We start from the raw sequence: 16,538 nt of genomic DNA on the forward strand, positions 1-16,538 counted from the left end.
GCATTGAGCGTTGCTGCTTTGTAGACGCACTTAAGATCAGCCATAAAGGCCTTCTGATTTTTTAAAGCCACATACTTCAGTGAGTTACGTACCTGGTGGATAATGCAGTGCTGGATCTCGGTAGCAGGATAGATGCTCTCTATGGCCTCAGTGAAACCCTGCAGACCATCAACACTAGCAATTTTGTAGTGAATAGCATCAGCAAAACAATGGGGTGAACAGCTTTCAGGTCGCGTTCACGCCAGGCCTGAAGTTCAAGTAGCAACTTTTCGGTAACGGTGTTGATGCGGCCGTTGGAAAGCGGCATGCCATGGATATCTGCAATATGTGTGCGGATGTCCTGGTAGCTGTTGCACAAGGCAACCAGAGCAATCAACTTGCGCTCCAGCTCGTCGATAAGCTGGGTTTGATGTTTCTTGACGACTTGAGGTTCAAAGGTCCCGGCACGGTCCCGCGGCGTCTGCAGCTCGACACTGCCAGCGGGGCTTTTCATGGTTTTTGAGGTGGTGTCATTCTTGCGGTTGGGCTTGTCTTCTGAAACCGCACACAAACTGTGAATCTTCCTAATAAGAAGTAGCATCGCAGAACTATTCAGAAGCCCCTTTGTATTTTCCGTATAGAGTAATAATAAATTCCTAGCAAAAATTCTCACATATGAAATAAATAATATATATTCTTTCATAATTACCACCTATGCTAAGCCAACTTTCAGCAACCTTTCTGGCATTGGTGGTGCGCGGAGTGAGAAAAAAATAAGTCGAGGAATGAGCGCTGACAAATCAAATCTTCGATTAAACCGATATTGAAATTTAGCCAAATAACGCTGCGTATATTTCGCCTAATCGCATGGTAGGTGCTACGCAGGGTACTCTTTAATTTACCGAGCACAGTATTCACCCAATATAATTCAGGTTCATCAAGACAAACCCCACCGCTACTACAAACAATCTGGTCATGCACACAGCCAGCGTCTTTCACGGCGTTGAAGCACGCAAGACCATCGGAGATTGCTGTGCTACCGCGGCAGAGATGTTTCTTGCTTCAAGTAGAGATTTCGCTGTTCTTGAAGCCTTTGACAAGAGAGAGCTTGATACGGGGGGCATCCTTACCTGGTGGTTTCGACGGCATCTACAAAAGGGGTTTTAACCTTGGCTCCGCGCCCGGGCTTGCATCCAGTACGTTCTCCGCCAAGATAGGCGTCATCCAATTCAACGAAGCCAGACAGTTTATAATGGTGGTCTCGTTCCATCATTACTTACATGAGTTTTTACTTCATACGTCAAGCTGCGTTGTAAGAGATACCCAAATGACGTCACAATTCCATACAAGAAATGCCTTTCTTATCCTGCGTATGAGATAAATCCCGAGGAAACAAGTAGTAAGAGTTAACTTTGTGAAATCGAAGATTGTACGAGAGGTGACCGACGTTTAACGTGAATACTGATTGTACTGTTTAAACTTACGATAAGACAGGTCGTAATGCTTGTGATGTTCGCAGTAAGGACAGCAGAAGGCGTTTGGCCAACGCCATTAGCAAAGCGCGTTGAAGTACTACTCTTCAACTCCGTATACTTTAAGGAATTGGGTCAAACTAATGCCCTTCTGAAACTGCACTTTGTTACGAGCCATAGTAGATTTCCTTGCATATCAAACAAACATCTGTACTTATATACAGTTGCCCGTAACTTATCAAGAATGGTAATTAGAAAGTCTTATAATGAGATTTTATAAACCATAGCTGTAAGCCATAATCTGACTACATAATAGAAAGCAATAAAATAGACCAACTAAGGGTTAGTGTACTATAGTAATTATCAAAGGAGGTAAGAACTAGAATCATTATTCAATGGCAACATCTTAGAACGGCAGAAATCCAAGCAGTAAGCTCATAATCTAGACCTGACAAAACTCCTATTGAAAATCGATACCTGTAAGATTAAGTAAAAACTATTCAACTTTTAATTTCTCCATACTCAAAGACTTAAGTTGAGCATTTATAAACTCACAAAGTGGCTCGATATGACATTCTCTCGACCAATCAGAGTGTAGATCCTCCAATAAATGATGCTCCGCAATTAGCATCCCAGACTTAAATCTTCTAATTACAGGGTGTAAAAATACACTATCAGCTGCGTAATCTGGATCAGGGTTACGTTCAATTGAAAATGGATCTGAGGTTATGTCACCAAATTCCAATGTTATAACATAGTAGTGGTCGTGATTAACGAAGCACTTTTCAGCGTAGCTTTTTGGCATCTCTTCCCAATAACAAGCATAGCCACTTTCACTATTTACAGACACTATATCACACAGAAAACCATATTGCTGCCATAGTCCTGAAGACCGATTTACGCGAGAAATTATCCGCTCTACTATCTTTGATCCTTCGGAGACAAGTCTATTATATGGCCAAGGTTTCTGCTCGAAGCGATCCTCCAAAAACCTAAATAATGACCTAACATTATATCGAAAGCCATGGATAAATCCGCTAGCTGTTTTCCGATAATCCCTTTGTTGAGTAATAGTTCCAGCAAAGAAAAGATCTCGGATATTACTCGACTCCCATTGCTCGTTCATTTTTGGAAAGCGATCACAGATAGATAATTCTGGTTTACATCCATCATCAAATATAGACGCATCAAACTTAAATCCAGTACATATCAATACTCTATCATAGACCAGTTCCTCAACTTCTCCTTTAGCATGGCTATAGTTTAAAGTAACAATGTATTTGTTATTATATTTCTGGATACTTCGAATATTCCCGTCAAGAATAGCATTTTGTGACTTCAGCTGGTAAGTGTCCAAAAAATTATTATTTACTGCGCGCAAATTACCTACAAATTTAGTACTCCATGCAAGCTTTATCGGGTTAGGGCTGGCAATATGAATTTTTGCAGCCGACTCAATTAGATTATCGGCAGTCTCAAAACCAGAATTTCCTTTTCCAATTATAAGAACGTCTTGATTTTCATAGTCAGTAGGATTAACTGAAAAAGTTTCATAAGTTTCAGCAAGTTCAATGCCCTCAATATCCGGAAAATAGAGCCTTGAAACCCCTGTTGCGACTATTATTCTCTTCGTCTTATAGGCTTTCCCACATGAGCTTTTAGCTATAAACCCTAAAGGTTTGGATATTTTATCAATAACTGTATTATAATCAATTCTTAGTTGAAATTTTTTAGAAAAATCATCTAAGTAATGTAGATAATCGTCTGCAGATGGAAAATAACTACTACTATATTCTTTAAATAAAGGGGCATCACTACCTAATAAGGAGTTCCAGTCCCATCGGAGATTTTTTTCATCATCATCGATGCCAGTAAAAACCTTATTAATCGATATCAATTTTCTATGACGAGGATATTTTTTAAAAAAATGTCCAGGCTGCTCTCCTTTTTCTACGATTCTGTAATTGAGTCCCGCCTGATCCATAAAATATCCCATTTGAATCCCCGCAGGACCAGCACCAATAATGAGGTAGTCCAAAGATACATTATTATTCATAAAAATATTCCCACTAAAAATATGTTTAATAAATTACTAGGTTGCCATATAGTTAGTTAACTTAATGGACATAATAATTTTAAAGTTCCCAGGCCGTCACCTCGCAAACCTTCAAAAATCATTTAAAACTGATAGCATTCATGTCGTCTAAAATATTGTCTACCTATTAACAAATTCAATTGTTAAATAAATGACTCACATGTTAAATATGAATGAATTCTAAATACCACGAGAGCAAGCTAAGAAATAAATAACATAATTAACTATTAATAATAATGGTTCCACCTATAAACTACGCATATAAAAAACAAAATGGTTTTAATGGTGACCCTATTAATATACCAAGGATGAGTTAATATTAAATTTAATTAAAATGTGACAAATCATATCACCCGTATTATAAAATACGGCTGGATGGTTTAAACTAATATCAAAAAATAGAAGTAAATATTACCGAAATTTAATATTTAAGAACTCGATGAAGGTCTTTAAACAGATTATTAGTTACTGTGGTTTCGTTAAATTTATCAACAATGAAACTCTTGAGTTTAGATTTTTTATCATTTAAGTCTTTCCTATTCTCAAAAATTTCTCTCATTAGATCTACGGCATGGGAGAGATCCGGTTGTGCCCATTTTTGGTCACGAGAGTACAAAAAACTTTTTTCATGATATTCAACAGGTATTAAAGTATAATCAACTAGATAAGCAAGATCTTTCGGCAAATAGTCCGTATGCCCTCCGTGACCTGTAATGATCACCGGTTTTTCATACGTCGCCGCATCAAAGGCACCCATGCCCCACCCCTCTGTACGAGTAAGGGATATGTAACAATCACCTCTTCTATGAATATTCAAAATTTGGCTATCATCCAAATTATCACCAGTAACTAATATTATTTTAGCTGGCTGTGGAAATCGGCTAATAATCTCAGAAATAGTATCTGATACTTTTTTTTCAAACTCGGATACTGTGAAGTCAATCTCTGTGGTCTTGATTAATAAACACACGGGATCAGAATAACTAAATGTTCTCAAATAGGCTTTTACAGTATCAGAAATTGCCTTTCGCTCAGTCCATGTATTGATTGTATAAAAAACAAATTCTTCATCCCTAATTTCAGGGTAATTAAAATTTTCAGGTAGCGTCTGATTGGTACATATATGAGGGTAGATTAATACAGGTGGATCTATCTCATGAAGTTGGAATACTTCCTTATTCCAAGCACAGGGAACTAAAAGAGCATCTACACTATTTAATAAATCCAGCCATTGCAATGGTAATTTATCAGTTTCCCAAACAGTACAGCCAACAACTATCTTATCGCCCTCTATCCTCTTCCATTCCGGAAAATATTCAGGAACTGTGTGAACTATTACCAGATCATATTCAATTTCAATGTTACAGACAGTTGAAAAAAATGTTATACCAGGATCTGAGTTACGAAATGGTTGATATTCCATTCCCCACTCATCTCCCTTAACCATTGGTGTCCAAGTAACAGGAATTCCACTATTAATCAAACCTTGTAAATATCGATATCCAGCTACTCCATAGCCAGATTTTTCATGTAATGAAATAAATTTAATTCCACGCATGTTAAATTCCGTATTTATTCTTTCCATTTGATATCATTTCTGAATTCCCTAATATGGAGTATAACTTATCAGGACAATATATAATTGGGGTGTCTTTCCACCAGGTACCGCAGAAAAGGTGGATAGCAATAGTTTGAGATAAAGAGCCTTCCCCATCATAATATTCTCCAGATTCATACATTCTTTCTATCTCAAATACATCAAAAGGAAAAAAATTATTGTACTCAATTAAGTGAATATCTCTATCAGGATGATAAATATCATAGGCCTTTGTCAACATAAATGGTCCAGTGGTCTCCAGGACCCTTGATTCCTCGTCCAAATGATCAAACAACTTATAGTTGCTTGCCATTTCATCAATTATACATTTAAAGAAATTAAGCCTTGGAATGGAGGCCATCATTGCATTCGAGATGATCTTTCTCATATTACGACGTTCTGCAGCGAAAGGCGGCTCTTTTGAAAGTACACATTTTTTACCTTCAAAAAATGTGCCTAGCGGCCTTATTGGTAAAAAATCTAAATCTACATATATTCCGCCATAAGTATAAAGTATACAATATCTTACAGCATCCACTCGTTGAATGTGATTTGTATATGAATCATAAACTTCCAGGAAAAATGGAAACTTTTCTCTAATGAGATTTCTATTATCTTCGTCAGTCCATAATACGATTTTATAATTAGGGTTAAGTGATTTCCAATAACTAAGTACCCTAGAAAAATTATCCGGTAAATTTTTACTTTTCCAGGTCACATGAATTAATTTTGGTATATATGATTCATTCATTTAATTACTTTAATATCGCTTATAAGTTTAACATTTAAATGGCTAGAAGTTCTAAATCTAGTAACGGTCCTTGATTGGCTTTTAGGAAACAGTCTTGCAATACATATTAAATTTCTTTAAGAAACAATTAGACCTTGATTGATTCTAAACTTTCACCTGATAGGTACTGGTCCATTAAATTTCTTTTAATATATAGACCTTCATTACCATTTGGGTTGGACATCCTCGACAAGAATTTTAAGGCCGATATTTTAGATTTTATATAACCATCAGTATTGAACCCTACGGCTCTATCCATAAGACTACATTGCTGCGCAAGCGATGCTACATCTCGACCTCCATCTTTAAGATCGAAGCCAGGAGAATCTTTACCTGGAATGAAGATATAGCCAGAGATCTCATTTGGCATAGAATTTTTCAGTTCTTCTGAAGGTTTGCTCCATGAGTTATGCCAATGATGAACAGCAAAGCAACCATCCTTAATCAGGATTTCTCTCAGTTCCACAGACCGCTTACTACAAGAACTAAGCTCTGCCAGTTCTGAATCTCCAGAACAAAAAGGACTTAATACCGATGATGGCAATAACTCCAAATCAGCCGCACAAGTAAATTTGAACGCGTCGGTCAATAGAATGGGGCCGGTGGACCACAAAATTCCTCTTCCTCCATCGGGAGGATATGAATCTCTTATCCTTTTCTTCATTAATTCTATAATAGAACACATAAAACTGTGATCGGGGGTGACTGCCATAAATGCATTACAAAGCATCTTATCAAGACCTTGTTCCAAACTATGTGCATTCGGTTCAAGACCCACTACACAAGTTTTATCATTTAACAATTTTTCTATATTCTGTATACATTGATAATCCAAATCAACATATACGCCACCAAGTTTATGTAGAATAAAGTATCTTATTGCATCAGCGCGTTGAATATTGTAAGGATAACTGTCATATAATTCTAAAAAATCTGGATATTCTTTTTCAATAAATCTACGGTTATCTTCATCTGTCCAGAGACGATATTCCCAATCGGGGTGAAAATCAATCCATTCACTCTGAAATCTCTCCCAATGTTTAGGGATAGAACTAGTTTTCCACGTTTGGTGTAATATTTTAGGTATCTTCATAACGTTTTTTTATAACCTGATATATAATTTGCAAATCTTAAAATAATTAACGCTGTATCTTTTTCACATAAAGATCAAATTTAAAAATTACACCTGTCATATATTAATGGGAAATTCATCTTTTATAGATCCACTATTAGACTTGATAGTATTAGCGGTACAAGTGCCTGCACACATAAACCATTATGAATTTAAATTAATTTACCTTTAGGGGTAAAGACATATCACCTAAAAATATGTAGAAATTTTTTACATTTAAGTTCTCACAACACATTTATATAAGTAATGCAGAACTCTACGAGTATTGTAATGTCTATTTACTTCAGCGAAATTTTTCCAAAAATTGAATTATATTGAGTCTGTCTAATATAGAATTAATACATTGGTTGCCAGAAAAACACGATAGATTTCGTTATCGCGTATTACTTGTTTACACTTAACAGCAGAAAGATACAGATCTTGTCCCCTTAAAAAATGTAAACTTGTACCGGTATATCTCCCAATTACAAACATCGGTAGTCCAGTATCCTAAATTTATAAGATACCTTTAAGGTCAAACTTCTAAAACTTTTTCCTTGTAGTCTCCATTTTTGGTAGAAATCGGCAACAAAATAGTAACTCTAAGATAAATTCTACAGAACGATAACTCTTTAATCTCTTACCACGATTTATCTAGGAAATTATAAAATAATTACCTTAATCAATAAAATAGTACTTCCGCTTCGCAATAGAGTGTCCCTCAAAATAGATTTTAAATTTTTAGCGCAAAATGCTAATAAATTTATAGCCATGCTACGCAACATTGCCAGATCTAAGAATGTATACAGACCCTTAAGGTAAGAGCAAAATGAACGGTGTACGGTCGATCGAAAAAACCAAACTCCTAAAAATAATTCTAAAAAAAATATATTTATCCAACACTTGAAGGAGTTAAAAAATTTTTGCCATGTTCTTATTAGTCCAATCTATGATTAAAGTCTCCAGGTTCCAAAGTGGGCATGGTAGCCATATTTTCCTACAGTGCAAGAAGGAATAACTCCTTTTTTACAGGAGCAAGCGCTCTCTTGTGAATGACTAGGTTTTAAAACATTAAGCGGTGTATTGTATGATTTATTATAATCATGAAAAACTGTAGTTAATATCCCGGGCCCAGTACTTTCCAAAATATCATTATCATTTGTGATTGGTCTACTTGAGAATCGCGGTTGGATCAGATACGTTAAAAAATAGTCCCAGAATATATGATGAGGAATTGTTCCAAAGGCGTAGTTAGAGATTCTTATTGAGTCCCTATTTCCGTAGAAAATACATTCTTCACGGCTAAGTATCTTCTCAACAAAAAACACATTATCCTGTTGATCTATCAATTCACTTAATGAACATATAATTTCTACATCTAGATCCAAGTAAAACCCTCCGAAATGCTTGACTATCAAATATCTAAAGAAATCACATTTTTGTATTACAGTATGATAATTTTGATAGATACAAAGAAATTCCGGATAGAAATCTTTCACAAAATTCAGCATGTCGGTGTCTGTCCATAATTTATATTCCCAATCTGAGTGAAATTTTTTAACAGAACGTACGTAGGATTGATATTCAATTGGTATTGAATCATCTTTCCATGTTTGATGAATTATCTTTGGAATATTATGAGATGACATATCGTTATCAGTAAAAAAATTAATATTAATTATAAGTCTTATGCTTTAGTTTTAATTAAAATTAAATACAGGCAAGGACTGCACTTGAATTTCAAGATTATCTTCCACAGCATTCATATTAAATTCGTAAAGGGCATTATAAATATTATTTAGCTAGGTGGCGAAGACGTCGCTTTACAAACTTGGTTCTATGAATAGCTCACAATCATTAACTATATCGTCACACCGCTATCATCCGGTATAATTTTCAGCGGCTCCGAGATAAATCACATACTGATATTATGTCCCATTGTGTGAAGAAGAATATTATTTAGTGTCGTACTGATCTTTCTTACTACACTATCCCTATCTTGTTGGATGAAAAAGTGTCCCCCTTGGAATACTTCTGATGAATTCCTTCCATTGAAAAAACGTTTCCATTCAATAAGTTCAGACTCACTTATACTATCATCAGACTCACCACTGAAGATAGAAAGGTCACACTTAAGGCATTCATCACCTGTAAACTGATAGTCCTCAGAAATTTGAAAGTCTGCACGTAAAAGTGGGATTAATAATGATAAAAGTTCCCGGTTTTTAAATAATTCTTTGGGAGTTCCATTAAACGACATCAACTCTTTAATGAATTCACTTTCGGGCAAATTGTAAATTTTTTTTGTAGCGCCACAAATATTTGGAGCCCTACTCCCAGATGCAAAAAAATGAATTGGCATGAGCTTTCCGTTTTGTTTTATAGATCTGACTAATTCAAATCCAACCCTGCTACCAACACTATGTCCAAAAATTACATATGGTTTATCTAGATACGGCTCTATAGCTTGATACATATCTGTTACCAAAGAATACATAGAGGTATACTTTGCCTCACAGATTCTATTTGCACGTCCAGGAGGTTGAATTGCGATTAGCTTAACAAATTCCGGTAAGGATTCCTCCCATGGTAAATAGGTGGAAGCATTTCCACCGGCGTATGGAAGACAAAACAAGCGCATTTTCGCTGACAATCTTTTTTTTGAGCAAACAAACCACTTTGATTGATTTATAGAGTCCACTGATCTAAACACCAATATATATTTAGTAAAATACGGCTCGTCCATAAACATGCACGACGAAGCAATAGAGAATATTATGTATATGTATCTAAATGACTAATACTGCTAAGATCCCCATTTACATATTGCTTTACATCAATTACTTTTCCAGCAGACATTTTAATAAGTTTATCCGCGTTATCAAAATATCTATCGTCATGACTAATAACAATTACTATCTTGTTCATCTTTATTAAAGATGGAATAATTTTTTTATAAAAAATACCCTTAAATTTGGGGTCTTGATCTGCAGCCCATTCGTCAAATATAAATATTTCACGGTCTTCCAGATATGCTATGAGTAATGCTAATCGTTTCTTTTGACCATCTGATAGTTCTGTAGTAGAAAATTTTCCCTCCTTAATTGACACTTTTCCCCTTAAACCCAAATCGTCTATATACATATTGGCTACATAATCTATATCCCTGTCATTAAAGCCAAATAGTTCTGTGAACAAATAAAAATCCGAATATATAGCAGATATGGACTGCCTAAGTGCGTCCCTATTTTCATCGGTTACAATATTCGAGCCAAAGCTAATTTCGCCTTGTTCAGGAATATAATGGAGTGATATTAACTTTGCGAGTGTACTTTTTCCTGATCCATTACCACCAGTCAAAAAAATGATTTCGCCTCGGTTGAAAACTAAATTTATAGGACCTACTCTAAAAGAATCCTCTTCATTCTGCTTCCTTGAATACATATATGTAATGTTTTTTAGTTCAATTGAATCAAAATTTGGTAATTTCGATGTTGCATGATAGTTTTCAATAGGCATTTCATTCAAAAGTTTCTCTAATTTTCTTTTCGATACGCCTGCCTGAATAATTGGGCCAATCGAGTTAATAATCATCGATATCGGACCTGTAATATATAACATGACAGTCACTGTTCCGAATAAAATATCTTTTGAAAAAGAATGGTAATTCACCATGATAAAAGTAACTGTACCAATTGAAAAGAAGCCAATCATATCTCCGTAAGTCACACCAAATAAAACCAAGGAATCACCTTTCTTTTGGTAGCTTCTTAAATTCTCTTCTACATCTTCCAGTTTCTTTTCAAGAAAATCCCAGCGTCTATCTTTATTAATTTTAAGATCTTTTGCTCCATAAATGAGGCCCCGCAGACCTTCCTGTAAGACATCATGGCAATTACGAGCCTTTGCCATAAATCGTTCACCCAAAATGAAAGGAATACGATATGTCAATGATCCGAATACCATCATACCTATGATAAAATAAAATATTTCAATATTGAGATAGAATAGATACCCCAAAAGTCCCAAGAGAATTGAACTATTAATTAAAATCCGTGGAAATACACCTGCGGCACTCACAATCTGAGGTATATCAGTCGTTACAGCGGCCAGTAATCGGGACGGTCCAATAGTTTCTAGATCTCGGATTGGTAGTTGAACTATACGATGATATAACATTTTTCGAAAATCGACAGCAACGTCAGTTGCAAGTCTAGTTAATATTATTTGTGAGGCAGATCTTGATAAGAGTATAAAAATACAAACTAATAGGAATGCCAAAGCTATCTTTGGTTTCGATACTTCTATATTTCCAAATAGATAAAATGAATTTGCCTCTTGTGCACTCAGAAGTCGAGGTAAAGGGTCCTGTAGAGAAAGTAATATTAAAGGTATTATTAAAGAATACGCCAACCCAGAAATTCCGCCGAATAGTATCGCTACAAATACCTTATTTGGTGCTGTGGCACTAAGTATTCTTGAAAGTCGAATGTTATTGAGTGAGCTACTCGTTTTCATTTATATACTTTCCTTTATGCTACCTTTAGCAAAAGGTTGAAGCATGAGTTTAGAATTAATGCCTTGATCGAATTCACTGTTAAATAGCATGGGGAGTAACTCTACATCACGGTGACGACCAATATAGTCATCATAGTGTTCACTTAGTATGTTTGCACTTTGCCCTGTGTTTATTATAAATCGGCTTTCATTCCAATCATTTAGATCAATAACTTGCCGATAACTTGCACTAGTAATTTGTTGGTAGCCCTTATCCAGTGAGTATTGCCAAGTTGCCACATTAATGCTATAGCCATCTCCTCCACTTTCAATTTCTCTGTCAAATATATTATTCAATATCTTGATGTTTGAAAAAACAGGATGTGAGTAATGCGTATGATGAACATTTCCCCATTCTAAATTATCACCAGGTAAACGTCCTAATTCGTGAAACATTTCGTCGAAAGCTTGTCTAGCCAAGTCATGACAACTTTCCACTTTATTATATGTTAGAGTGTTGTCACACCACTCCTGATAATCAGGATATTTCTTTTCATTAAAAATTTTCTGAATAAATAGGGGTTGCAATTTTTCTAGAAATCTTTGTAAACGATTACTTCGTTCCTGATATAATAACTCTCCTTTCAAATCGTCTGCCAGTAATAATCTATAAAAATTTCTTAGCCAGGATTGGTATATAGTCGCAACTTCACTATCCATGTCTAACGATCCATCCCAATGTTTAATTTTATAAAGGGCCTCTTCTTGCTTATAAGTTTTTGGCTTAATATTACCTAATAGAGAAATCATTTTTCTTGCCTGTAAACTTACAACGTCTCCTTGTATATCAACAAGTTGTTGAACATTTAAAGATTTATTTTCATCTAAAGACGAAAGAATTACTTCATTTATACGCTGGGCCCTATAGGGAGGCTCCCATCTACTAGAAATATGGAAAGGATATTCGTCATCGTGAACTTTATTGTTGGCTGTTATTATAATACCCGATGGAGGATTAAATTCTTGGGGAAGACTCTCGATTGAAATGTAATCATGCCAATCATAATTAGAATCCCAGCCTGGAACAGGGAGACTGCCATCACCACTATTTCTAACAGGTATCTTGCCTCCTGCAATATATCCAATATTGCCTTCGCGATCAGCATATATAAAATTCAGAGCTGGTGCGCTATAGTTCGTAAGGGCGTTCTTAAAGCTGTGCCAATCACTAGCATAATTTATTTTTAGAAAGCCTTCAAAAGATTGATCTCCCGATTCAAGAGCTGTCCAACTAAGAGCTAAAGGTTGATTCACATTACCTATCACATCGCTAATTAATGGACCGTGACGTGTACTTCTTGCTAACCATTTAATTGGAGGAATTTTTTCATTAAGAAAAGATGGAAAATTTGACTTTATTTTTATCCACTCTTCATTAATTGTCATTGACTGCCATTCACCCTCAACTAGATATTTATGCTCCTCATATGGATTCTGTTTCTCTATAAATATATCTTGTACGTCCGCATATAAATTTGTGCCGCCCCAAGCTATATTTTTATTATGTCCTAATACAACAAATGGTAATCCGGGTATAGTCGCACCCATTACATTTATTTCGTGCCCATTTATTTCTGCCAAATACCATACTGATGGAATTTCGGTGGTTAGGTGCGGATCATTTGCAAGTATCGGTTTTTTAGATCTTGTATGCTTCCCAGATACCACCCACCCATTACTGCCAAGACCTATACCACCCAAATTATATTTATCTTCTAGAGTAGAATTAATTGCCAGTAGACGTTCTCTTATTAAATCTTCAATACGGTTCGATACTTTAGTTACAGTTAAAGCATTATCTGGATAGTCTGAAAATAACATTGATGCCTTCCTTACACCAAGCTCTTTCATAAGTAAATCATAGGTGATATCGTCTCCAAAAGTTGCTCCCAAGTTGAAAGCCATTAATTTAATTTGTAAAATTGAGTCAGCTGGCGTCCATACTTCAGGAGTTACTCCCAAGAGGTAATACTCAACAGGAAGTATTTTCTGTTCTTCAATTCCAGCATTAACTCCATCAACATAAGCATTGAGGGCTGCCAAAGAACGTTCATCAAGGCTTTCTACTACAGATTTAGCAGCTCGATATAGACCGAGAGTTCTCATTAGTTTATCGATATCTAGTGCACCGACACCTAAAAACTCACTCAATCGGCCTTGACCTAACCTCCTCTTATATTCCATTTGCCACATTCGATCTTGTGAATGTAGAAAACCCATTGCAAAAAAAGCATCGTGGTCACTTTCCGCATCAATATGGGGTACATTATACCGGTCTCTAGTGATCTTTACTGGAAAATCTAAACCGTCCACTTGTATCGTTCCACCCCTTTTTGGAAGACTCTGCATTAGATATAGACTGACAATGCAAGAAAGTATTATCAAGGGCAAAAAAATAAATATAGATATTCGAGAAAATATAGGAAATGATTTATAAATCATAACAATCTGTAATCTATTAATGGCTGAAGAAATAAATATAAGGACTTATTTGCTGGCTTTGTTTTCCCAGTATTCAAAACAAGCTCTTGCTAAAATTTCATTTGAATCAACACACCCCGATAATAGTTCTTGATTGAAGCTTCGTAACGCTAAGGGTAATTCAGTACAACCCAATATCCATTTCTGAATTTCACTGTAATTTTTGTGATTCATCACCCGCAAAAGATTCTTTGCTCCAAGATTTAATGATCCGTGCTTGATTTGCCGTATTCCTGCCATTATCATTTGAATATCCAAGTTGTTCGGATAAGTAACTTCGATGCCATACTGTTTTAAAATCCGTTTAAAATAATTTGATTTATATGTGCCTTCTGTTGCTATCAAGCCGACTTTTTGAATATTTTTAGCTTTAAGATATTCAGCAATTTCTATAGCAACATGAAAAATTGGGATTGAAGAATTATCCACAAGCATGTCATACCAATGGTGGGCCGTACAGCAGGGAATAACAATACTTTCTGCCCCACCTGAAATGAGCCTATTAATTGCATCAAGTAGTAATGGGTAAGGATCTTCCCCCTTGGCAACTATATAGCTACTTCTATCCGGTATTTGAGGGAGAGAGCAAACTAATGTTGGAACATGCTCTTGATCAGAACGTCCATTAGTTAAATCAATTAGTCTCTGTAGGAAATCAATAGTTGCCATAGGACCCATCCCACCCAAAACTCCTATCATCCCATACTCCCAACACTTTGTGCTTAACTGGCTATTTGTTATATAAGCATTAATTAAAGAATTCCAATTAGCGATTATGATTTAATTTCTATTCAAATTCACGTTTTCCAAAAAAGATACATTTTCAAATTTAAAATATCTGCATTCTGTTAAAAAGCTCTGTAAGCTTTTAAATATGACTATATAAAAAGAGTTTAAGAATCCTAAGATACTTATTAAAATTGCTTTTTTATAAAAATAATCGGTTCGCAATTTTCTCTATAAATTTCTAAAACTATTAAGACTCACTTAAAGTTTAATCATGTGTAGCATTGAGAACTGCAATATTATATGCACACGTTCATGCTGAGGTTATTCATACATATTATCGATCAATACTTTTTATTTGTGCCAAAATTAATATGAGTTTCAGATAGTCGCACTTTTCTTAAATTCAGAACATAAGCCTGATATTTGTACAAATTTAATAGTTTTTATTCGTTACAAGGAATATAAATTTTCACTAAGATAAACGCCTGCAAATATTTAACAGTGTTCTATAAATCAGTTCTTATAAAAGAATCTGTCATCGCTACCCGGACTTTGCGTGATCCACTATAGCTCTCTCTACCATGACAAGTTAAAATATTGTCAACTAGCAAAAGATCACCATTACGCCAACTAAATTTCACTTTTTCTTTTAAGTAAGCATTTCTAAGATGCTTAGCTATATCGTCTTCTATCTTGGATCCATCTCCATAGCGAACATCATAGGGCATTCCTTCCTCTCCGACCTCATCTTGCATCATTGATCGAATTTCTGTCGGTAAGTTTGAACTATGCCAAAAAGCGATGTGATTAAACCATGCTTCTTCCCCGGTAATTGGATGTATTAGTGTGGAAGGCCTTGTCTGTTTCGTCCATAAAATATTGTCTTCCTTCCACCTAAAATCAATACTGTTAACACGGCAATATCGCTCGACATCAGCTTTATTCAATCCAGAAAAAGCTTTCTCCCAAGAATAGCCAAGGACATCGGAATAGTTCCGGATTAACATCCATCCGAGTGAACGAAATTTTTCCACAACCTCTGTATCAATGGCTTTCAGTACTTTTCTAGCGTCAGCTAAAGGGGTTTCCCCTCCCTTTTCAGAAGCCTCGGAACAAAAAAACCAAAGTCGTTTCGCTATGATTTTTGAAGCAGAGTTTTCGTTATGAAGAGCTATGATTTCATCTTTAGGGTATGTGGTGGATGTAAATACATTCTTGGCGATCGCAGTTCTTGGACTAGACCTTTCAAGGTAGCTCAACATTTCAAAATTGTCTTGATTGAGGAAATTTATGAAATCCTCATCGGTATGCAGGTCAAATCCTCTAAACAAAATAGCACCACTCTCGTGCAGCTTTTGATTAAGTATACCTCTATTATCCGTAATCCATTGTGCCAGATTATTCTCCCTCTCTTTAGTCTCAAATAGAACTGGTAATTTCGAACTTCTGATAATTTCTTTCCACTCATATTTTTTACTCGGTAAAATACTATCTGTGCCCCTACTCACCAATTTTATTCCGATATTTGTTTTTTGCTCATTCATATTTCTGTGTCCATCTGTAGCAGATATCTATAATTTTAGAATTTATTTCATTACCGTCCTTTAGCAAATCTCTAATTCCCGGATCTTTTTCCCATAAAAAGTATTCATTAGAAATGACGACAGGAAACAAAGAAAATAAACTTTCCAACTAAATTGATATTAACAATAGCAGTGGCTTATATA

At 35.4% G+C, this 16,538-nt stretch carries 10 protein-coding genes and 2 pseudogenes; all 12 read right to left on the reverse strand.

Going from position 1 to position 16,538, the window contains the following annotated elements; genetic code table 11:
- Positions 1-538 (reverse strand): annotated as a pseudogene (locus ACCI49_RS18140) (transposase); the annotation flags it as partial.
- A 153-nt stretch (positions 539-691) separates the two neighbouring features.
- Positions 692-1,629, reverse strand: a pseudogene (locus tag ACCI49_RS18145) (IS1595 family transposase).
- 318 nt (positions 1,630-1,947) lie between these two features.
- A complete protein-coding gene (locus ACCI49_RS18150; protein ID WP_371840568.1) occupies positions 1,948-3,507 on the reverse strand; it encodes an NAD(P)-binding domain-containing protein in 1,560 nt (519 codons plus the stop codon).
- A gap of 460 nt (positions 3,508-3,967) precedes the next feature.
- On the reverse strand, positions 3,968-5,104 hold the full coding sequence (locus ACCI49_RS18155) for a glycosyltransferase (RefSeq protein WP_371840569.1): 1,137 nt from the start codon (positions 5,102-5,104) through the stop codon (positions 3,968-3,970).
- Between the two features lies 1 nt (position 5,105).
- On the reverse strand, positions 5,106-5,894 hold the full coding sequence (locus tag ACCI49_RS18160) for a glycosyltransferase family 32 protein (RefSeq protein ID WP_371840570.1): 789 nt from the start codon (positions 5,892-5,894) through the stop codon (positions 5,106-5,108).
- 127 nt (positions 5,895-6,021) lie between these two features.
- Positions 6,022-7,026: a glycosyltransferase family 32 protein gene (locus ACCI49_RS18165; protein ID WP_371840571.1), complete on the reverse strand. Its 1,005-nt coding sequence runs from the start codon at positions 7,024-7,026 to the stop codon at positions 6,022-6,024.
- Between the two features lie 971 nt (positions 7,027-7,997).
- Entirely contained in the window at positions 7,998-8,693 is a 696-nt protein-coding gene (locus tag ACCI49_RS18170) for a glycosyltransferase family 32 protein (RefSeq protein WP_371840572.1), read from the reverse strand.
- 266 nt (positions 8,694-8,959) lie between these two features.
- Complete coding sequence (locus ACCI49_RS18175) at positions 8,960-9,745, reverse strand: thioesterase II family protein (protein WP_371840573.1); 786 nt, start codon at positions 9,743-9,745, stop codon at positions 8,960-8,962.
- A 74-nt stretch (positions 9,746-9,819) separates the two neighbouring features.
- Positions 9,820-11,562, reverse strand: coding sequence for a cyclic peptide export ABC transporter (locus ACCI49_RS18180; RefSeq protein WP_371840574.1), 1,743 nt, complete (start codon positions 11,560-11,562; stop codon positions 9,820-9,822).
- Complete coding sequence (locus ACCI49_RS18185; protein WP_371840575.1) at positions 11,563-13,914, reverse strand: penicillin acylase family protein; 2,352 nt, start codon at positions 13,912-13,914, stop codon at positions 11,563-11,565.
- Between the two features lie 174 nt (positions 13,915-14,088).
- A complete protein-coding gene (gene cuyB, locus ACCI49_RS18190; RefSeq protein ID WP_371840576.1) occupies positions 14,089-14,781 on the reverse strand; it encodes a cysteate racemase in 693 nt (230 codons plus the stop codon).
- A 536-nt stretch (positions 14,782-15,317) separates the two neighbouring features.
- Complete coding sequence (locus ACCI49_RS18195; protein ID WP_371840577.1) at positions 15,318-16,355, reverse strand: TauD/TfdA family dioxygenase; 1,038 nt, start codon at positions 16,353-16,355, stop codon at positions 15,318-15,320.
- Between the last annotated feature and the right edge of the window lie 183 nt (positions 16,356-16,538).

Origin of the sequence: Microbulbifer epialgicus (assembly GCF_041447265.1) — a bacterium.
GTDB lineage: Bacteria > Pseudomonadota > Gammaproteobacteria > Pseudomonadales > Cellvibrionaceae > Microbulbifer > Microbulbifer epialgicus.

What these genes read in the sequence shown, in the direction of transcription:
- ACCI49_RS18150 (WP_371840568.1), bottom strand. Translation starts at nt 3,507, where the DNA reads ATGAATAATAATGTATCTTTGGACTACCTCATTATTGGTGCTGGTCCT.
- ACCI49_RS18155 (WP_371840569.1), bottom strand. Translation starts at nt 5,104, where the DNA reads ATGCGTGGAATTAAATTTATTTCATTACATGAAAAATCTGGCTATGGA.
- ACCI49_RS18160 (WP_371840570.1), bottom strand. Translation starts at nt 5,894, where the DNA reads ATGAATGAATCATATATACCAAAATTAATTCATGTGACCTGGAAAAGT.
- ACCI49_RS18165 (WP_371840571.1), bottom strand. Translation starts at nt 7,026, where the DNA reads ATGAAGATACCTAAAATATTACACCAAACGTGGAAAACTAGTTCTATC.
- ACCI49_RS18170 (WP_371840572.1), bottom strand. Translation starts at nt 8,693, where the DNA reads ATGTCATCTCATAATATTCCAAAGATAATTCATCAAACATGGAAAGAT.
- ACCI49_RS18180 (WP_371840574.1), bottom strand. Translation starts at nt 11,562, where the DNA reads ATGAAAACGAGTAGCTCACTCAATAACATTCGACTTTCAAGAATACTT.
- cuyB (WP_371840576.1), bottom strand. Translation starts at nt 14,781, where the DNA reads ATGATAGGAGTTTTGGGTGGGATGGGTCCTATGGCAACTATTGATTTC.
- ACCI49_RS18195 (WP_371840577.1), bottom strand. Translation starts at nt 16,355, where the DNA reads ATGAATGAGCAAAAAACAAATATCGGAATAAAATTGGTGAGTAGGGGC.